Source organism: Roseateles chitinivorans, from assembly GCF_002761755.1.
Lineage (GTDB): Bacteria > Pseudomonadota > Gammaproteobacteria > Burkholderiales > Burkholderiaceae_C > Roseateles > Roseateles chitinivorans.
On sequence record NZ_PEOG01000031.1, the window covers coordinates 28,268 to 45,994 of the forward strand.

At 70.8% G+C, this 17,727-nt stretch carries 18 protein-coding genes; 9 read left to right on the forward strand and 9 right to left on the reverse strand.

What is annotated here, in order from left to right; all coding sequences use genetic code 11:
• Positions 1 to 30: 30 nt before the first annotated feature.
• The 7 genes from CS062_RS12945 to CS062_RS12975 all read right to left on the reverse strand — a co-directional run bounded on the left by CS062_RS12945 (position 31) and on the right by CS062_RS12975 (position 7,748).
• Complete coding sequence (locus CS062_RS12945; RefSeq protein ID WP_099862042.1) at positions 31 to 888, reverse strand: TorF family putative porin; 858 nt, start codon at positions 886 to 888, stop codon at positions 31 to 33.
• The gene (kdpC, locus tag CS062_RS12950) at positions 885 to 1,475 is read right to left on the reverse strand and encodes a potassium-transporting ATPase subunit KdpC (protein ID WP_099862043.1); all 591 of its coding nucleotides are present in this window, start codon (positions 1,473 to 1,475) and stop codon (positions 885 to 887) included. Before kdpC ends, CS062_RS12945 begins: the two co-directional genes overlap by 4 nt.
• Before the next feature lie 16 nt (positions 1,476 to 1,491).
• Positions 1,492 to 3,573, reverse strand: a complete 2,082-nt coding sequence (kdpB, locus tag CS062_RS12955) for a potassium-transporting ATPase subunit KdpB (RefSeq protein ID WP_099862072.1) — start codon at positions 3,571 to 3,573, stop codon at positions 1,492 to 1,494.
• Between the two features lie 154 nt (positions 3,574 to 3,727).
• A complete protein-coding gene (gene kdpA / locus CS062_RS12960) occupies positions 3,728 to 5,521 on the reverse strand; it encodes a potassium-transporting ATPase subunit KdpA (protein ID WP_099862044.1) in 1,794 nt (597 codons plus the stop codon).
• A gap of 1 nt (position 5,522) precedes the next feature.
• Positions 5,523 to 5,612, reverse strand: a complete 90-nt coding sequence (kdpF, locus tag CS062_RS12965; protein WP_067064141.1) for a K(+)-transporting ATPase subunit F — start codon at positions 5,610 to 5,612, stop codon at positions 5,523 to 5,525.
• Between the two features lie 209 nt (positions 5,613 to 5,821).
• Positions 5,822 to 6,982: a hypothetical protein gene (locus CS062_RS12970; RefSeq protein ID WP_099862045.1), complete on the reverse strand. Its 1,161-nt coding sequence runs from the start codon at positions 6,980 to 6,982 to the stop codon at positions 5,822 to 5,824.
• A gap of 43 nt (positions 6,983 to 7,025) precedes the next feature.
• Entirely contained in the window at positions 7,026 to 7,748 is a 723-nt protein-coding gene (locus CS062_RS12975) for a helix-turn-helix domain-containing protein (protein WP_099862046.1), read from the reverse strand.
• Between the two features lie 146 nt (positions 7,749 to 7,894).
• Between CS062_RS12975 and trhA the strand changes: the two genes are divergently transcribed.
• On the forward strand, positions 7,895 to 8,566 hold the full coding sequence (trhA, locus tag CS062_RS12980; RefSeq protein ID WP_099862047.1) for a PAQR family membrane homeostasis protein TrhA: 672 nt from the start codon (positions 7,895 to 7,897) through the stop codon (positions 8,564 to 8,566).
• 36 nt (positions 8,567 to 8,602) lie between these two features.
• Here trhA and CS062_RS12985 read toward each other — a convergent pair whose 3' ends face one another.
• Positions 8,603 to 9,283, reverse strand: a complete 681-nt coding sequence (locus tag CS062_RS12985) for a TetR/AcrR family transcriptional regulator (RefSeq protein WP_099862048.1) — start codon at positions 9,281 to 9,283, stop codon at positions 8,603 to 8,605.
• A 118-nt stretch (positions 9,284 to 9,401) separates the two neighbouring features.
• On the opposite strand from CS062_RS12985, the gene CS062_RS12990 reads away from it, so the two are divergent.
• The 5 genes from CS062_RS12990 (at position 9,402) to CS062_RS13010 (ending at position 14,310) form a co-directional block, all read left to right on the forward strand.
• Positions 9,402 to 10,595 (forward strand): MFS transporter, encoded by a 1,194-nt coding sequence (locus CS062_RS12990; RefSeq protein ID WP_099862049.1) that lies wholly within the window; start codon positions 9,402 to 9,404, stop codon positions 10,593 to 10,595.
• Positions 10,596 to 10,700: 105 nt separating this feature from the next.
• A complete protein-coding gene (locus CS062_RS12995; RefSeq protein ID WP_099862050.1) occupies positions 10,701 to 11,120 on the forward strand; it encodes a DUF2147 domain-containing protein in 420 nt (139 codons plus the stop codon).
• Between the two features lie 24 nt (positions 11,121 to 11,144).
• Complete coding sequence (locus CS062_RS13000; protein ID WP_099862051.1) at positions 11,145 to 12,047, forward strand: TorF family putative porin; 903 nt, start codon at positions 11,145 to 11,147, stop codon at positions 12,045 to 12,047.
• A complete protein-coding gene (locus CS062_RS13005) occupies positions 12,047 to 13,651 on the forward strand; it encodes a xylulokinase (protein ID WP_099862052.1) in 1,605 nt (534 codons plus the stop codon). The genes CS062_RS13000 and CS062_RS13005 overlap by 1 nt, the downstream gene beginning before the upstream one ends.
• Positions 13,648 to 14,310 (forward strand): class II aldolase/adducin family protein, encoded by a 663-nt coding sequence (locus CS062_RS13010; RefSeq protein ID WP_099862053.1) that lies wholly within the window; start codon positions 13,648 to 13,650, stop codon positions 14,308 to 14,310. Before CS062_RS13005 ends, CS062_RS13010 begins: the two co-directional genes overlap by 4 nt.
• On the opposite strand, the gene CS062_RS26910 is transcribed toward CS062_RS13010, so the two are convergent.
• The gene (locus CS062_RS26910) at positions 14,297 to 14,455 is read right to left on the reverse strand and encodes a hypothetical protein (protein WP_233218036.1); all 159 of its coding nucleotides are present in this window, start codon (positions 14,453 to 14,455) and stop codon (positions 14,297 to 14,299) included. The genes CS062_RS13010 and CS062_RS26910 overlap by 14 nt on opposite strands.
• 10 nt (positions 14,456 to 14,465) lie before the next feature.
• Here CS062_RS26910 and CS062_RS13015 point away from each other — a divergent pair, with 10 nt between their 5' ends.
• From CS062_RS13015 to CS062_RS13025, 3 genes are all read left to right on the forward strand, one after another.
• Entirely contained in the window at positions 14,466 to 15,896 is a 1,431-nt protein-coding gene (locus CS062_RS13015) for an aspartate aminotransferase family protein (protein WP_233218037.1), read from the forward strand.
• On the forward strand, positions 15,893 to 16,564 hold the full coding sequence (locus tag CS062_RS13020; protein ID WP_099862055.1) for a hypothetical protein: 672 nt from the start codon (positions 15,893 to 15,895) through the stop codon (positions 16,562 to 16,564). The genes CS062_RS13015 and CS062_RS13020 overlap by 4 nt, the downstream gene beginning before the upstream one ends.
• Before the next feature lie 95 nt (positions 16,565 to 16,659).
• On the forward strand, positions 16,660 to 17,718 hold the full coding sequence (locus tag CS062_RS13025) for an SPFH domain-containing protein (protein WP_099862056.1): 1,059 nt from the start codon (positions 16,660 to 16,662) through the stop codon (positions 17,716 to 17,718).
• The last annotated feature ends 9 nt before the right edge of the window (positions 17,719 to 17,727 follow it).

A 17,727-nucleotide genomic window follows, 5' to 3' on the forward strand; every position in this document is an offset into this window, starting at 1 on the left:
ATTCTCTCCCTGGATGGCGGGTCGCGGCGGTCAGAACGTCCTGGAGACGCTCAGCACGACGCCCGTATCGCCCAGCCGCTTCGCGCGCTGGGCCGCGCTGTCGCCGGCCTGGTACAGCGCCGGGTCCGCGTCGGTGCCGACGACGGCCAGCGCCAGCGTCAGGCCGCCGAGGTCCGGCAGCGCCTTGCTGACCGAGAGCTTCCAGTCGCTGTAAGACAGGTCGCCGTAGCGGCGCACCCACAGATGGCCCAGGTGCAGGCCGGCGTTGACGCCCTGCCCCAGCTCGACGCCGTAGTTCAGGTCGAGGTAGGCCGTGCCGCGAGACGAGCCCCGGGCGGGAAGCGCGCTGAAGTAGGCATAGCCGGCGGTCTCGCTGGCCAGGCCGAAGTAGTCGGTCGCGGCGACCGAGAGCTTGGCCGAGAACGCGCCGGCAGTGACGGCGGCATAGACGTCGACGTTGTCGTACTTGTGCGCGCTGGGCTGACCCGGCGCGGCGTTCAGGCGCGCACCGGGATAGAGGTAGGCCAGCGCGCCGACGTCGAGCGTCACCGCCTCGGTCACCGGCAGCTTGTAGCCGCCGTACAGGTCCCATTCCATGCCGGCGCCGTTGTTGTAGCTGTTGCCCGAGACATTGGATGCCCAGGTGCCGGCGTACAGGCCGCTCGCGTGGTTGTAGTCGAAGCCGGCCTGCACCGCCGGGCGCTTCCAGGTCTGGCTGATGCCGCGGAAGCGGTAGTCCGAGACGAACCCGACGTTGCCGGTGAAAGTGTGCTCGGGCGCGGCGGCCGCCGGCGCCGACGTGGCGACCGGGGCCTCGCCTTCAGCGCGGGCGGCGGCGTGCAGGAAGCAGGAAGAGATCAGGAAGAGGAACAGCGGACGGGTGGTCATTGGGAGGCATGCGCCCGGTCGAGCGCGAGGTTGAGCTTGAGCACGTTGACGCGCGGTTCGCCGAGCACGGCCAGGTCGCGGGCCTCGGTGTTGGCCTGGATCAGGCGCTGGACGGCCTCGAGCGGCAGGCCGCGCTCGCGGGCCACGCGCCCGGCTTGATACCGGGCCGCAGCCATGCTGATGTGCGGATCCAGGCCGCTGGCCGAGGCGCTGACCAGGTCGACCGGCACCGGGGCGGTGTTGGTCGGGTCGGCGGCCTTGAGCGCCTCGACGCGGGCCTTCACCGCATCGACCAGCGCCGGGTTGGTGGGTCCCTGGTTGGAGCCGCCGGAGCCGGCGGCATTGTTGGCCATCGGCGCGGTGGCCGACGGACGGCCCCAGAAGTAGCGCGGCGAGGAGAAGGTCTGGCCGATCAGCTCGGAGCCGATCAGGCGACCGTCCTGCCTCACGAGGCTGCCCTCGGCCTGGAACGGGAACAGCGTCCCGGCCACGCCGGTGACCGCGACCGGATACAGCAGGCCGGTGATGGCGCTGAGCAGCGCGAAGCCGACGAGCGCGGGGCGCAACATCTTGAGAGTCGAGTTCATGGTGAGTTCCTCCGCATCACGCGAGATGCAGCGCGACCAGCAGCAGGTCGATCGCCTTGATGCCGATGAAAGGCACGATCAGGCCGCCCAGGCCATAGATCCACAGATTGCGGCGCAGCAGCGCGGCCGCGCCGATCGGGCGATAGGCCACGCCCTTCAAGGCCAGCGGGATCAGCGCGACGATGATCAGCGCATTGAAGATGACCGCCGACAGGATGGCCGAGGCCGGGCTGTGCAGGCCCATCACGTTGAGCGCGGCCAGCTGCGGATACACGCCCAGGAACATCGCCGGGATGATGGCGAAGTACTTGGCGACGTCGTTGGCGATCGAGAAGGTGGTCAGCGAGCCGCGCGTCATCAGCAGCTGCTTGCCGGTCTCGACGATCTCCAGCAGTTTGGTCGGGTTGGAATCCAGGTCGACCATGTTGCCGGCCTCCTTCGCCGCCTGCGTGCCGCTGGCCATCGCCACCGCCACGTCGGCCTGCGCCAGCGCGGGGGCGTCGTTGGTGCCGTCGCCGGTCATCGCCACCAGCCGGCCCTCGGCCTGGTAGTCGCGGATCAGCTTGAGCTTGGCCTCGGGCGTCGCCTCGGCGAGGAAGTCGTCGACGCCGGCCTCGGCCGCGATCGCCGCGGCGGTGAGGCGGTTGTCGCCGGTGATCATCACCGTGCGGATGCCCATCCGGCGCAGCTGCGCGAAGCGCTCCTTGATGCCGCCCTTGACGATGTCCTTGAGCTCGACCACGCCCAGCACGCGCGCCTGGCCGTCGGCCAGGTCGGCCACCACCAGCGGCGTGGAGCCGCGGCGCGCGACCTCCTCGGCCGCCGCGGTCACCTGCGCAGGCATCTGGCCGCCGTGCTGCTCGACGAAGCGGCGGATCGCATCGACGGCGCCCTTGCGCAGCTGGCGCCTCGGATGGTCCGGATCGCCGAAGTCGACGCCGCTCATGCGGGTCTGCGCGGTGAACGGCACGAAGTGCGCCTGCAGCGTCGCCAGCTCGCGCTCGCGCAGGTTGAAGCGCTGCTTGGCCAGCACGACGATGCTGCGGCCCTCCGGCGTCTCGTCGGCCAGCGAGGCCAGCTGCGCGGCATCCGCCAGCGCCTGCTCCTGCAGCGTCGGCGCCGGCAGGAAGGCACTGGCCTGGCGGTTGCCCAGCGTGATCGTGCCGGTCTTGTCGAGCATCAGCACGTCGACATCGCCGGCGGCCTCGACCGCGCGGCCGGAGGTGGCGATCACGTTGGCCTGCATCAGCCGGCTCATGCCCGCCACGCCGATCGCCGACAGCAGGCCGCCGATGGTGGTCGGGATCAGGCACACCAGCAGCGCCACCAGCGCGGTGATCGAGACGACGGTGCCGGCACCGGCCGCCTCGACGGCGAACAGCGAGTACGGCAGCAGCGTCACGGTGACGACCAGGAAGACCAGCGTCAGCGCCACCAGCAGGATGGTGAGCGCGATCTCGTTGGGCGTCTTCTGGCGCTTGGCGCTCTCGACCATCGCGATCATGCGGTCGAGGAAGGCCTCGCCCGGATTGACGGCGATGCGCACGACGACCCAGTCCGACAGCACCCGCGTGCCGCCGGTGACGGCCGAGAAGTCGCCGCCCGATTCGCGGATCACCGGCGCTGATTCACCGGTGATGGCGCTCTCGTCGACAGAGGCGACGCCCTCGATGACCTCGCCGTCCAGGGGCACCAGGTCGCCGGCCTCGACCAGCACGACATGGCCCTTGCGCAGTTCCTCCGAGGCCACCGGATGCCAGGACGAGCCATGGCGCGGCGCCTCGAGCTTCTTCGCCCAGGTCTTGGCCTTGAGGCCGCGCAGCGAGGCCGCCTGCGCCTTGGAGCGGCCCTCGGCCAGCGCCTCGGCGAAGTTGGCGAAGAGCACGGTGAACCACAGCCACAGCGCGATCGCGAGCATGAAGCCGGGGCCTTCGGCGCCGGCCAGCTCGGGCCTGGCGAAGCTGGCCAGCCACAGGCCGGAGGTCAGGAGGCTGCCGGCATAGACGACGAACATCACCGGGTTGCGCAGCTGCACCGACGGTGCGAGCTTCGCGAAGGACTCGCGGATCGCCGGCTTCACCAGCTTCGGGTCCCACATGCCGCCGCTCCCGTCGGAACGGGGCGGCGGCGGGGACGGATCCTGCGGCGCCGGACCGGAGGCCTTGGCGTCGCCATGGACCTCGGCGCGCGCACGGGTCGGCGCCGGGGTGGGAAGGGTCTTGAGAGGGTGGGTCATGTCAGGCTCCGAAGGATCACTTCCAGAGCATCAGGTGCTCGACGACGGGGCCGAGCGCGAGCGCGGGCACGTAGTTCAGCAGGCCGACGAGCAGGACGGTGCCGATGAGCAGCACCACGAAGAGCGGACCATGGGTGGGCAGCGTGCCCTCGCCGACGGGGATGCGCTTCTTGGCGGCCAGGCTGCCGGCGATGGCCAGTACCGGCACGATCACCAGGAAGCGGCCCAGCCACATCGCGATGCCCAGCAGCGTGTTGTAGAACGGCGTGTTGGCGGACAGGCCGGCGAAGGCACTGCCGTTGTTGTTGGCCGCGGAGGTGAAGGCGTAGAGGATCTCGCTGAAGCCGTGGGCGCCCGGGTTGGCGATGCCGGCCTTGCCGTCGCCCGCCAACACCGCGATCGCGGTACCCGCCAGCACGACGATGGGCGTGACGAGGATGGCGACGGCGCTCATCTTCATCTCGAAGGGCTCGATCTTCTTGCCGAGGTATTCGGGCGTGCGGCCGATCATCAGGCCGGCGATGAAGACGGCGAGGATGGCGAAGATCAGCATGCCGTACAGGCCGGTGCCGACGCCGCCGAAGACGACCTCGCCCAGCTGCATCATCACCAGCGGCACGGCGCCGCCGATCGGGGTGAAGCTGTCGTGCATCGCATTGACCGCGCCGCAGGAGGCGGCGGTGGTGACGACGGCGAAGAGCGCGCTGGCCGAGATGCCGAAGCGGGTCTCCTTGCCTTCCATGTTGCCGCCGGGCTGCAGCTCGGAGGCCTGGAGATCGACGCCCTGCGCGGCCACCAGCGGATTGCCGGCCTGCTCGGCGGGCGTGGCGACCAGCACGCCGGCGATGAACAGCACGCTCATCGCGGCGAGGATGGCGGCTCCCTGCCGGCGATCGCCGACCAGTTGGCCGAAGCTCAGGCACAGCGCCGCGGGGATGACGAAGATCGCCACGATCTGCAGCAGGTTGGTCAGCGGCGTCGGGTTCTCGTACGGATGCGCGGAGTTGGCATTGAAGAAGCCGCCACCGTTGGTGCCCAGCATCTTGATCGCTTCCTGCGACGCGACCGGGCCCATCGCCAGCGATTGCTCCTTCGTGCGCTGCTGCTCCATGACGGGCTGGCCCTGGGCATCCTTCACCGGTTGTCCGTCCGTGCCGAGCTTGGGTGTCTGGTAGTCCTGGGCTTGGATCGTCTGCACCGTCTTGTAGCCGTCGAAGTTCTGGATGACGCCCTGCTGGACGAAGGCGACCGCGAGCAGGAAGGACAGCGGCAGCAGCAGCCAGAGGGTGCAGCGGACGATGTCCGCCCAGAAGTTGCCGACGTGCCCGGACAGCCTGGTGGCGAAGCCGCGGATGAGCGCGAACACGACGGCGATGCCGGTCGCCGCGGACAGGAAGTTCTGCACCGTCAGCGCCAGCATCTGGGTGAGGTAGCTCATCGTCGACTCGCCGCCATAGCCCTGCCAGTTGGTGTTGGCGACGAAGCTGATGGCGGTATTGAACGCCGAGTCGGGCGCGACCGCGCCCAGGCCCTGCGGGTTGAGCGGCAGCACGCCCTGCAGGCGCTGCAGCGCATAGACGGCGAGGACGCCGATGAAGTTGAAGACCAGCAGCGCGACGGCGTACTGCTTCCAGCCCATGCCGTCGTCGGGCCGGATGCCGGCAAGGCGGAACAGCGGACGCTCGATCGCGGCGATCCAGCGCGGCACGCGGCCCTGCGCGAGCGCAGTGATCCAACGGGACAGCGGCCAGGCCAGCAGCAGCGTGACGGCGAGGTAGAGGGCCAGGTTGGCCCAGGCGAGGTTCGTCATGTCAGAACTCCTCGGCGCGCCACAGGGCGATGAGGAGGTAGACGAACAGACCGGCGCTCAGGAGTCCGGTCAACCAGTAGAGCGCGCTCATTGCCTGCTCCCCAGCCGGTCGCTGGCGACAGCCAGCCCGACAGCGACGAGGAACAGAACCACGCTCAATCCGAGGAAGAGTGCATCCATGTCTTGAAGTCCCATGCCCTCTGGATTGAGGACGGGATGGGATGGATGGACTCTAGGAATCAGCGGGTCAAGGGCGTGTAGAAGGTGGCGGCGCCGGTATCAAGATTGCATAAAGACCGGTCATCTGGTCGCCAACGGCCACAGCGCATCGACCGGCCGCTCCAGCACCCGCGCCGCGACCGGATGGAACACCGCCGGCTCCAGCCGGCCCTCGCGGACCGCATCGGCGAGCCAGCGCTCGATCGACCCGCCCTGCTCCACCCACCGGTCCTGTCGCAGCAGGCCATAGAGCCCGGCCGCGATCACATGCATGCCGTCATCGGCCTTCCGCCAGCGGTCCGCCGGATTGCGCGCGACGCCCAGGGCCTCGCTGATCAACTGGTCCAGCGCCTGGACCAGGTCCTCGTTCACCATCCCCTCCAGCGTCGTGTAGCCCCAACGCGGATCGTGGTCCCGCACTATGCGCACGACCAGCGGATCGCGCCCGAAGGCGGCCAGCGCGGCGGTCGCGGCCGGGCCGTCCATCGGCACCGGCGGATGGAGCATCTCGTGGGCGGCGATGCGGACGGTGGTGGCGGTGTCGTAGTCGGCCGATTGCAGGAAGGTCTGCCCCTGCACCTTGATGCCGTGCGGCTTGGCGAACTGCAGCAGCACGATCTGGATCTCCGGATCGAAGCGCCGGCCGGTCAGCTTCTCCTGCCAGGAGATCACGTCGAAGCCGGCCAGCGCGCGGCTCACCTCGGCAATGCGGCGGTCCAGGTCGCCGACGCGCTCCTGGCGGAATGCCGCGAAGCCGGCGTCGCGCAGGCCGCGGAAGATCGCCTCGAGGCGCGGCGCCGCGCGCTCGAACCAGGTCCAGTCGGACTCGCTCCAGTAGCTGCTCGCCTTGTAGCCGGGGAGGATCGCCGTCTGGCGCGATCGCAGCGCGCTCAGCAGGGTGTCGAGCGTGGCGTCGTTGCCGTCGGCCGAGAACAGGACCTGCAAGTTGGGACCGAGCAGACCGAAGCCGTCCTGGGTCGCCTCGTTCCACAGCCGCCGCACATCGTCACGAACCGCCGCGGGCAGCCGCGGCGCGAAGGCGGCGGCCTCCGCGGCATAGAAATCGAGGTAGAGCGGCGTGCCCGACAGCGGACCGAGGAAGGCGATCGCATCGGCCCCCTCGGAGGCCCGCACTCGCCATCGGGTGCGATTCGGCTTGGTCTGCGCGGCGGCGCGCAGCACCGGCAGCAGGGATGTGAAACCCACGATCGCGGGCGCGGACAGGAAGGTGCGGCGTTGCATGCCGCGATGCTAGGCGGCAGTCGCCGCCGGCTCTTGAACGGACTTAACCCGCCAGCTGTTTCGGCGTCCGTCCCGTCATGGCGACGACGGCACGGGTGAAATGGGCCTGGTCGGCGAAGCCGGCCTCGGCGGCGAGCGCCGCCAGCGATCCGCGCCAGCCGGGCAGCCGGCGCAGGGCCTGCAGCACCCGCAGTTCCAGGCGGTAACGCTTCGGACTGACGCCATAGGCGAGGCGGAAGCCCCGGCTGATCGACTGCGGCGAGATGCCCATGGCATCGGCCCATTCGGCGATGCCGAGCGCCGGATCCACCGCCAGCGCCGCGGCCAGCAGGTCGGGCCAGTCCTCGAGCCGGGACGTCGAGGGACGGAAACTGCGCCACAGCAGATCGGCGGCCTGGACCGGATCGCGCTCGGCGAGGCGGGCGATCGCGTCGGCATCGTCGACATGGCCCAGTACCTCCCCGGGCGCGGCGCCCAGCACATCGGCCGCTGCTTCGCGCCGAGCAGCCTTGGCGCCTGAGCCGGTGCCAGGCAGGCCGAGGCCCGGGAGCGGCAGATTCAGCACCCGCGCGCCGATGCCGAAGAACTCGTTGCGATGCGATTCATGCGCGCCGTGGAGCACGGCCTGGCCGGCCTCGACCCGCAGCCGGCCCCGATCGCCGGCCTCCACATAACCGCCCCCGAGCACGAGCGCGACATAGCCGTGGTCGTGGCGGTGCCGAGGCATCCGCTCGAAAGCGCTGTGCGTGGAGATCACGGTCGTCATGGGGTATCCCTCTCGCCAGATCACAAATGGCGGCGCCGCTCGGCGGAACGTCGAGGCGGTGGAGTATCGCTGCCCGGTCCCGCGCGTGGACAATCGCCCGATCGCCGCTCACCCCCGGCCGCTCACCCCCGCATGCCCGCCGCGCCATGACCGCTCGCACCGTCCCCGCCGACCGCCCGCAGACACGCGGCGAAGAGATCGCCAATGCCATCAGCCACGGCCTGGGCGCCCTGCTGGCCATCGCCGCCCTGCCCATCCTCGTGACGCGGGCGATGGGGCATGGCGAGGTCGCGGACGTGGTGGCGGCCGCGATCTTCGCCTCCACCGGCATCCTGCTGTACGGCATCTCCACGCTGTACCACGCGCTGCCAGCCTCCTTGGCCAACGGCCGAGTCAAGGCCTGGATGATGCGCCTGGACCACGCGGCGATCTACGTGTTCATCGCCGGCAGCTACACGCCCTTCACCCTCGGCGTGCTGCAGACGGGCCCCGGCGTCACGCTGCTGATCGCCGTGTGGGCCGCCGCGGCCTTCGGCGTGACGATCAAGCTGCTGAACCGGTTGCGCCACCCGCTGGTGTCCACCGCCCTGTACCTGGCCATGGGCTGGGTGGTGGTCTTCGCCATCGGGCCCCTCGTGGAGCGCACGCCTGGCCCGGGCCTGGCGCTGCTGGTGGCCGGCGGACTGAGCTACACGCTTGGCGCGGCGGTCTTCCTGCTCGACAACAAGCTGCGCTACGCGCATTTCGTCTGGCACCTGTTCGTGCTCGGCGGCAGCGTCTGCCACTTCTTCGCGGCGCTGTTCTACGCCTATCGCTGAGGGCCGCGCCCGGCTTGCCGCCTCGGCGCGGCGCGCTCAGGCCTTCACCTTCGCGAGGTGGCTCGCCAGCATGCCGGCGGTGATGCGCGCGACCTCCTTGGGCTTGAGGCTCTCGTCGAAGAGCATTTCCACCGTCGCATAGATCAACTCCACGACGATGCGACTCGCGAGCTTGAGCTCCGCGCGCCGCACGCCCGGCAGCGCCTGCACCAGCAACTGCGTCTGCGCCTCGGTCACCGCCGCGTGCGATGCCAGCCGCACCTCCTGCAGCGCCGGCACCGCCCGCATCGCGCGCATGATCCACACGCCGCCGGCGGTCGCGCGTGTCGCCTCGTAGGTGTCGAGCAGCAAGCCCGCCAGCGCCTCCTCCAGCGCCGGCACGCCGCCCTGGATCACCGCCACCGACATCCACTTCGCCACGCACTCGTTCTGCCGCTGCATCAGGCGCTGCCCGAGCTCATGCAGCAGCGCGTACTTGTTGGGGAAGTAGCGGTACAGCGCCGGTGGCGACACCCCCGCGCGCTCGCACACCAGGTTGGTGGAGAGCCGCTCCACGCCCACCTCGATCAGCGTCTGCGCCGCGGCCTCGAGCACCCGCTCATAGGTCTCCGCGGCGCGTTGCTGCGCGGGCTGCTTCTTGGTGGCGAGCGCCGGCGCGGCGGTCGTCGACGTGGGCGATGGCGGAGGAGCGGCGGTCTTACGGCGGGCAGTGGGCATGGGATGACGGGGAACCGAGGTGAAGGCTGCGGGATTGTTCCAGGGGGCGAGGCACCCCAGAACGATAGCTATGACTATAAGATCGCCAGCCATCATCCAACGCTCCGCTTGCGCCGAAATGACACACACGCAGCCTCCCGGCCCGACGTCTCCGAGCGCCCGCGGCGCGCAGGTCCTGGCGATCCTCGTCGGCGCCGTCGCCCTGCTGATGCTCGGCCTGCAACCCCTGCTGCTGGGAGCGCTGCTGGAGGCGGGCCAGGTGACGCTGGAAGGCGTGGGCCTCGTCGCCATGGGGGAGATCGTCGCCCTGGGCCTGGGCGTGCTGATCGGCGACCTGTGGTTGTCGGTGCGCTCGCTGCGCCGCATCACGATGCTGGCCGCGCTGGCGGCGGCGGCCCTGGACCTCGCCACCATGCGGGTCGGCGGCGACCTGGCGCTCGGCCTGGTCCGTGCGGCGGCCGGCATCGCCGAGGGCCTGATGGTCTGGAGCACCACCGCCGTGATCGTCCGCGCCGCCGTGCCGGAACGGCTGGCGGGCCTCTTCTTCGTCGTGCAGACCCTCGCGCAGGCGACGACCGGCCTGGCGCTGGCCCACCTCGTCCTTCCGGTCGCCGGCTGGTCCGGCGGCTTCGCGCTGCTGGCCGGACTGTGCGTGCTGGCGGCGCTCCTCGCTGCCCGCTTCGCGCGCCCGCTCGGGCCGCTCACGCCGACGGTGAGCCAGGTCGGCGTCGGCCTGCGCTGGACCCGGCCCCGCGTCGGCACGCTGCTGCTGGTCTTCCTCCAGCTCGCGACACTGGGCGCGCTGTGGGCCTATGCCGAGCCGCTCGGCACCCGCGCCGGCTTCTCGCCAACCGCCGTGCAGACCCTCATCGCCGCCGGGCTGGGCATGCAGGTGGTGGGCGGCAGCGTCGGCACCTGGCTGGTCCGCCGGGCGCCGATCCGGCCGGTCCTGCTCGGCTGCAGCCTGGTGCTGGGGCTCACCGCGCTGGGCATCGCGCGCACCGCGCAAGGCGGCACCCTCGCCTTCGCCGCGCTCTGCGGCCTGTTCACCTTCACCTGGCTGTTCATGCTGCCCTTCCAGATGGCGCTGGCCTTCCATGTCGACGGCAGCGGCCAGGTCGCCTCGCTGGTGCCGGCGGCGCAGCTCTTCGGCAGCGCCTTCGGGCCGCTGATGGCCTCGCTGGTCGTGACCGGCGAGGAAGTCGCGCCCGTGCCCTTCGTCGCCGCCGGCTTCGCGCTGCTGGCGATGCTCGTGCTGCCGCTGACGCGCACCGCGCCGCGCCAGGGTTTCTCCGAGCGTCAATTTCGGTAGTCATCGCTATACCATAGCCATCACTATCAACTTGACGCGAGGGCAGACCCCTCCGGAAAGCAGGCGATGGCTTCTCGACCGGTCCCTCCGCGACACCACTCCCCGATGGCCCGGGCCATCGTGGCCGTCCTGTGCATCGCGGCCCTGTCCGCTCCGGCGCTGGCCGCCGGCCCCGACGACGCCAAGGGCCTGTGGCTGAGCGCCGACGGCGGCGCGGTGATCGAGTTCAAGCCCTGCGGCGACAAGCCGTCCGCGCTGTGCGGCCGCATCGTCTGGGACAAGGACGCGGGCCAGGCCAACGACACCTGCGGCATCCAGGTCGCGCAGCTGGAGCGCTACGACAACGAGGCCTGGCGCGACGGCTGGGTCTATGACCCGCGCGACCGCAAGAAATACAAGGGCGCGCTGCGGGTGAAGGGCGGCGACCTCCACCTGCGCGCCTTCATCGGGACCGAGATCCTCGGTCAGACCGAGCAGATGAAGCGAGTGGCCGAACTGCCGGCGACACCGGTCTGCAAGTCCTGAACACCCCCACCGAGGAGACCCGAGATGACCCGCACGACCTTCGCCCCCACGACCCGACTGGCCCTGGCGGCCTGCGCCGCCCTGGCCGCGCTCGGCACCTCCGGCGCCCGGGCCGACGACGCCGGCGTCGCCACGATGGCGATCGACACCGAAGTGAAGCTGCTGTCGGACCTGCGCAACCGCGGCGTCTCCGACTCCGGCCGCAAGCCGGCGCTGCAGGTGGGCGTCCAGCTCGCCCATGAATCCGGCTTCATCGGCCTGGCGCAGCTCTCCACGGTCAGCAAGAAGGCCTTCACCGACGGCGACGGCGTCAATCTGCTGCTGGGCACCGGCTACCGCTTCGGCGATCCGGATGCCTGGCATTTCGGTGTCGGCCTGGCCAAGGAGTTCTTCCCCGGAGCCAGGTTCGACGCGCCGCACGGCATCGACCTGGAAGCCGGCGTGCCGGTGGACTTCCGCCGCACCCGCTACGACACGGCCTACGCGGTGCTGGAGATCGGCTGGGGCCGGCTCGAGGGCCGGGTGCTGCATGTGCTCTCGCGCACCTACCGGGGCGCGGACACCGGCGGCGTCTGCGGCCAGATCCTCGCCGCCGCGGTCGATCCGACGCCAGCGCTCGAGTGTTACGCCCGCGGCGACCAGAACTCGCGCGGCAGCATGCTCTACGACCTGACCTATCGCCATCCGCTCACGCCGACGACGACGCTGAACCTGCATGCCGGCACGCAGAAGATCCGCCACTTCAAGGAGGCGGACTTCAGCGACTACTCGATCGGCATCACCCATCAGCGCTGGGGCATCAACTGGACCGCCGAATGGGTGGCCACCCGCACCCATCGGCCGGAACTCTTCATGATCCCCGACGGCGACGGCTGGAAACGGCAGGACAACAACACGCTGGTGCTCTCCGTGTCGCGCAAGTTCTGATGGCCGCGCACTCCGCTCCGCCGCTGGTGCTGGCGGTGGACCTCGGCACCAGCGGCTGCAAGTGCGCGCTGGTGGCGCCGGACGGCGAGGTCCTCGCCTGGGCCTTCCGGCCGGTGGCCTTGCATGTCGAGGGCGTCCGGGCCGAACAGGACCCCGAGGCCTGGTGGCAGGCGCTGCTCGACGCCGCCGGCGAGGTGCTGGCGGGCGAGGCCGCGCGCCGAAGCCGCGTGTCGGCCGTGTGCTGCTCGACGCAGACCGAGGTGACCGTGTGCCTGGGCCGCGACGGCTGCGCGATCGGCCGCGCCTTCAGCTGGCTGGACGCGCGCGGCGCCGCCGCGGTGGCACGACGGGTCCGCGGCCGCTGGCTCAACATCGAGGGCTATGCGCCGCTGAAGCTGTGGCGCTGGCTGCGCCTGACCGGCGGCGCGCCATCGCTGACCGGGCGCGACGCGGCCGGCCACATGGCCTTCATCCGCGACGAGCAGCCCGCCGTCTACGAGGCCACGCGTTGCTTCCTCAACGCGCTCGACTACCTGAACTACCGCCTCTGCGGCCGCCTTTGCGCGACCCAGGATTCCATCCTCACCAGCTGGGTGACGGACAACCGCGATCCCTCGCGCATCCGCTACGACGATCGGCTGATCCGCGCGCTCGGACTGGATGCCGCCAAGCTGCCCGAGATCGTGCACTCGACCGAGGTGCTGGGGCCGCTGCTGCCCACGGTCGCCGAGCAGCTGGGACTGCCGGCCACGACGCCGGTGGTGGCCGGCGCGGTGGACACCTCGGCCGTCGCGGTCGGCGCCGCGGTGCCGGACTACGAGACCCACCTCTACCTGGGCACCTCGTCCTGGCTGGGCGCGCATGTGCCGGGAATGCGGACCGACGTCCGCCACAAGATCGCGGCGGTGCCGTCGGCGGTCGACGGGCGCTACCTCGCGCTGGCGCTGCAGTCGACCGCGGGCGCCAACCTGTCCTTCCTGCGCGACCGCATCCTCTACCACCCGGACGAGCTGGCCGCCGACGAGGAACATCCCGCCGTCTACGAGGCGCTCAACCGGATCGCCGCGCGCGTGCCGCCGGGCTCGCGCGGGCTGATCTACACGCCGTGGCTCTTCGGCGAGCGCACGCCGGTGGACGATCCGCTGCTGCGGGCGGGCCTGATCAACCTGTCGCTGGAGCATTCGCGCGAGGACATCTTCCGGGCCTTCCTCGAAGGCGTCGCACTGAACACCCGCTGGATGATGGAGCCCTTCGGGCGGCTGCTGGGCCGATCGCCGGGCACGATCGCGGCGGTGGGCGGCGGCGCGCAGAGCGATGTCTGGTGCCAGATCCTCGCGGACGTCACCGGCCAGCCGATCCGGCAGCTCGAGCACCCGATCCAGGCCAACGCGATCGGTGCGGCCTTCCTCGCCGGCGTGGGCACCGGCGCGCTGCGCTTCGGCGACCTGCCGGCGCTGCGCCGCACCCGCCGCGTCTACGACCCCTCGCCCGCACTGCGCCGGCTCTACGGCGACAAGTTCGAGTCCTTCAAGGAGGTCCGCACGCGCCTGGCGCCGCTGTACCACCGCCTCAACCGCGTGCCCGCGACGGGGGCCGCCGCATGAAGCACGCAGCCGAACGGCGGCAGGTGGTGACGCTGTGCCTGCGCCTGTCCGAGCGCGGCTACTTCGCCGGCACCGGCGGCAACCTGATGCTGCGCATCGACGACGAGCGGGTGGCGGTGACGCCGTCGGCGACGGACTACCTGGTCATGCGGCCGGAGGACGTCTGCGTGCTGCGCCTGTCCGACCTCGCCGTCATCGACGACGCCAGCGACGGCGCCCGTCGCCCCTCGGTCGAGACCGGGCTGCATGCGCGGGTGCTGCGGGCGCGGCCGGACGTCGGCTGCAGCATCCACACCCATCAGCCGCTGGCCAGCGCCTGCGCCCTGATCGGCGAGCCGCTGGCGGTGCCGCCAGCGCTGCGCGCCTGGCTCGGCGACGAGGTGCCGGTGATCGGCTACGCGCCGTCCGGTACCTCCTGGCTGGCCGGCAAGCTCGCCAAGGCGGTGCGCCCCGGACGCCAGGCCTACCTGCTGCGCAACCACGGCATCCTGTGCTGCGCCGCGGACAGCGACACCGCGATGGCGGCCGTCGAGCGTCTGGAAGGACTCGCCCGCGACCGCCTCGCCGCGCGCATCGAGGAACGCGTCCGACGCGCGCCCGATCTCCGGGATCGCCTCGCCCCGGTGCGCGACCTGCTGCTTCACCTCAAGGGACCGTGATGTCTTCGCTCGCCTCTTCCCCGCCCTCTTCCTCTTCGGCGTCTTCGTCGTCTTCGTTGCCGCCGTCCCCGACGTCCCCGTCTGCCTCGCCGTCGCTCGCGACCGACGGGTCGGCGAAGAACGCGGCCGAGTCGGACCACGCCACCCTGTCGGCCGTGCCCGCCTGGCCCGACACCCACGCGCTGTACGAGCGCTTCGCCGCCCTGGTCAACCAACCGATGCGCCCGATCCGTCCGGACGCGATGCCGAAGGTGCTGCGCTGGTTCGACGAGCACTGCGCCGGGTCGAAGCGCCTGGCCGAGCGCGCTGCCACGGTGATCCCCGGCGGCGTCCAGCACAACCTCGCCTTCAACCATCCCTTCCCGCTGGCGATCGCGCAGGCCCGCGGCGCCCACCTCACCGACGTCGACGGCAACCGCTACATCGATTTCCTGCAGGCCGGCGGCCCGACGCTGCTGGGCAGCAATCCCCCCGCGGTGCGCGAGGCGGTGCAGGCGCTGCTCGAGGACTGCGGCCCGGTCACCGGCCTGCTGCATGCGTACGAGGTCCAGCTGGCCGAGCGCGTCTGCCGCCACATGCCGGGCGTGGAGATGCTGCGCATGCTGGGCTCCGGCACCGAGGCGGTGATGGGCGCGGTGCGGCTGGCCCGCACCTTCACCCGGCGCCAGCGCGTCATCAAGATCGGCGGCGCGTACCACGGCTGGAGCGATCAGTTGGTCTACGGCATGCGATTGCCCAAGACCGGCCGCATGGAGGCCACCGGCATTCCGCGCGGCGCGACGGCGCACACCCAGGAATGCCTGCCCAACGATCCCGAGGCACTGCGCCGGTTGCTGCGTTGGAACCGCCTGCGCGGCGGGACGGCGGCGGTGCTGCTGGAGCCCTTCGGGCCGGAGAGCGGCACGCGGCCGGTGCATCGCGAGTTCAACGCGCAGGTGCGGGCGCTCTGCGATGAATTCGGCGCGCTGCTGATCTTCGACGAGGTGGTGACCGGCTTCCGCGCCGGCCTGGGCGGCGCGCAGGCCTACTTCGGCGTGACGCCCGACCTGACGGTGCTGGGCAAGTGCCTGACCGGCGGCTATCCGATGGCGGGGGCGATCGGGGGCAAGCGGGAGATCATGATGTCGCTCGTCGGCGGGATCGGCACCACCTCGCGGCGGGCCTTCGTCGGCGGGACGCTGTCGGCCAACCCGCTCAGCTGCGTGGCCGGCTACCACGCGCTGCTCGAGGCCGAGCGGACCAACGCCCCGGGCGTGGCGGCCCGCGCCGGCGAGCGCCTGCGCCGCGGGCTGGAGGAGATCATCGGGCGGCGCGGCCTGCCCTATGTCGCCTACAACATCGGCTCGATCGTCCACCTGCAGACCTCGGGCGTGCTGCTGCTCGACACCAGCAGCCTGTGGAAGCTGTTCCGGCTGAAGGACGAGGCACGGCGGCGCAAGCACATGATGGAAGAGATGGGCGCCGCCTTCACCGCCCACGGCCTGATCTCGGTGGCGGGCAGCCGGCTGTACACCAGCCTGGCCGACACCGACGAGGTGATCGACGACGCGCTCAACCGGTTCGACGACGTGATGGCGCTGACATGAGCGGCGAGGTCCTGCTGCACGACACCTGGCTCGGACTGCGACGGCGGCTGCTGGCGCGCGGGCTGATGCCCGAAGCCACGGACAGCCTGTCGCTCCGCGACCCCACCAGCGGGGCGATGGCATGGGGCACTTCCGAGGATGCGCTCGCCAGCGACGGTGCCCTGCCGGGCGACGTCGGCATCGGCCCTGGCCATGGTCCCGGCCGCGGTCCGGTGCCCGCGATCGCGCTCCACCGCGCCGTCTACGCCGCGCGTCCGGATGTCTGCGCGGTGCTGGTCGGCGGTGGCCCCTTCGGTCGCCAGCTGCAGGCCTTCGGCGGCTGGATGCCGGCGGTCTTCGACGAGCAGATCCGTCAGCTCGGCCACATGGGCCGGCCGACCGAGGAACTGGCGCGCCTGCCTCAGGCGCTGGCCGGCGGTGGCAACGTCGCCATGCATGCGGGCCGACTGATCCTGCTGGGCATGACGCCGTCCCGGCTCGCGCTCAACGCGGAGCTCTTCGAGAAATGCGCGAAGGCCTGGCTGCCGGCCGTGGCGGGCGGCGCTTCGGTGCGGCCCCTGCCCTGGCTGGTGCGCCACATCGCCAATGGACGGCTGAGGAAGGAGCAGGCCCACGCCCGGGAGCAGGTCCGCCAGGGCCGCTGGCCGGTCGAGACGCGGGGGTATTGAATCTCCCCCCTCGGGGTGACCAAGGTCGCCGGTCCGCTGAGGGATACTCGCCCGCGGCGGTCGGTTTGGATCGCATCTTTTTGTGGAGCTGCGCCATGGGCCTGATGGACTTCATCAAGAAACAGTTCATTGACATCATCCAGTGGACCGAGGACGACAACGGCGTCCTGGCCTACCGGTTCCCGATGCAGGACTTCGAGATCCAGTACGGCGCCTCCCTCACCGTCCGCGAATCGCAGATGGCCGTCTTCGTCAACGAAGGCAAGGTGGCCGATGTCTTCGGTCCCGGCATGTACAAGCTGACCACCCAGACGCTGCCGGTCCTCACCTACCTCAAGAACTGGGACAAGCTCTTCGAGTCCCCGTTCAAGAGCGACGTCTACTTCTTCTCCACCCGCCAGCAGGTCGACCAGCGCTGGGGCACCACCCAGCCGGTCACCATCCGCGACAAGGACTTCGGCGCGGTGCGCCTGCGCGCGTTCGGCAACTACAGCTACCGGGTCGTCGATCCGAAGAAGTTCCACACCGAGATCTCCGGCACCCGCGAGCGCTACACCGTCACCGAGCTCGACGGCCAGCTCCGCGGCCTGATGCTGCAGCACATCAGCGACGCGGTCGCCCAGTCCGGCATCCCGTTCCTGGACCTGGCCGCCAATCAGGTCGAGTTCGCCAAGGCGCTGCAGGAGGCCACCCAGCCCTCCTTCGACGCGCTGGGCCTCAAGCTCGAGATGGTCACGCTGCAGAACGTCTCGCTGCCCGAGGAACTGCAGAAGATCCTCGACCAGAAGATCGGCATGGGCATGATCGGCCAGAACATGGGCCAGTTCATGCAGTACCAGACCGCGCAGGCCATTCCCAAGCTCGCCGAGGGCGTCGGCTCGGGCGGCGGCAGCGGCATTGCCGGCGACGCGATGGGCCTGGGCGCCGGCCTGGCCCTGGGCCAGACGATGGCGCAGCAGCTGCAGCAAGGCCTGGCCGGTGCGAACCAAGGCGCCAGCCCGGCTGCCGCGCCGGTCCAGCCGCAACCGGTCAGCCAGGGCGCCGACGAGGTCCTGCTGCTGCTGGAGAAGCTCGGCGACCTCAAGGCCAAAGGCATCCTCACCGACGAGGAGTTCGCGGCCAAGAAGGCCGAGCTGCTGAAGAAGCTCAGCTGACGCCGCCAG

Bases quoted from the DNA above. Each gene is read 5' to 3' on its own strand.
- CS062_RS12975 (WP_099862046.1), bottom strand. From the start codon at position 7,748: ATGACGACCGTGATCTCCACGCACAGCGCTTTCGAGCGGATGCCTCGG.
- CS062_RS13025 (WP_099862056.1), top strand. From the start codon at position 16,660: ATGGGCCTGATGGACTTCATCAAGAAACAGTTCATTGACATCATCCAG.
- kdpC (WP_099862043.1), bottom strand. From the start codon at position 1,475: ATGAACTCGACTCTCAAGATGTTGCGCCCCGCGCTCGTCGGCTTCGCG.
- CS062_RS12995 (WP_099862050.1), top strand. From the start codon at position 10,701: ATGGCCCGGGCCATCGTGGCCGTCCTGTGCATCGCGGCCCTGTCCGCT.
- CS062_RS12970 (WP_099862045.1), bottom strand. From the start codon at position 6,982: ATGCAACGCCGCACCTTCCTGTCCGCGCCCGCGATCGTGGGTTTCACA.
- kdpF (WP_067064141.1), bottom strand. From the start codon at position 5,612: ATGAGCGCGCTCTACTGGTTGACCGGACTCCTGAGCGCCGGTCTGTTC.
- CS062_RS13020 (WP_099862055.1), top strand. From the start codon at position 15,893: ATGAGCGGCGAGGTCCTGCTGCACGACACCTGGCTCGGACTGCGACGG.
- CS062_RS13010 (WP_099862053.1), top strand. From the start codon at position 13,648: ATGAAGCACGCAGCCGAACGGCGGCAGGTGGTGACGCTGTGCCTGCGC.
- kdpB (WP_099862072.1), bottom strand. From the start codon at position 3,573: ATGTGGGACCCGAAGCTGGTGAAGCCGGCGATCCGCGAGTCCTTCGCG.
- CS062_RS12985 (WP_099862048.1), bottom strand. From the start codon at position 9,283: ATGCCCACTGCCCGCCGTAAGACCGCCGCTCCTCCGCCATCGCCCACG.
- CS062_RS13005 (WP_099862052.1), top strand. From the start codon at position 12,047: ATGGCCGCGCACTCCGCTCCGCCGCTGGTGCTGGCGGTGGACCTCGGC.
- kdpA (WP_099862044.1), bottom strand. From the start codon at position 5,521: ATGACGAACCTCGCCTGGGCCAACCTGGCCCTCTACCTCGCCGTCACG.
- CS062_RS12945 (WP_099862042.1), bottom strand. From the start codon at position 888: ATGACCACCCGTCCGCTGTTCCTCTTCCTGATCTCTTCCTGCTTCCTG.
- trhA (WP_099862047.1), top strand. From the start codon at position 7,895: ATGACCGCTCGCACCGTCCCCGCCGACCGCCCGCAGACACGCGGCGAA.
- CS062_RS12990 (WP_099862049.1), top strand. From the start codon at position 9,402: ATGACACACACGCAGCCTCCCGGCCCGACGTCTCCGAGCGCCCGCGGC.
- CS062_RS13000 (WP_099862051.1), top strand. From the start codon at position 11,145: ATGACCCGCACGACCTTCGCCCCCACGACCCGACTGGCCCTGGCGGCC.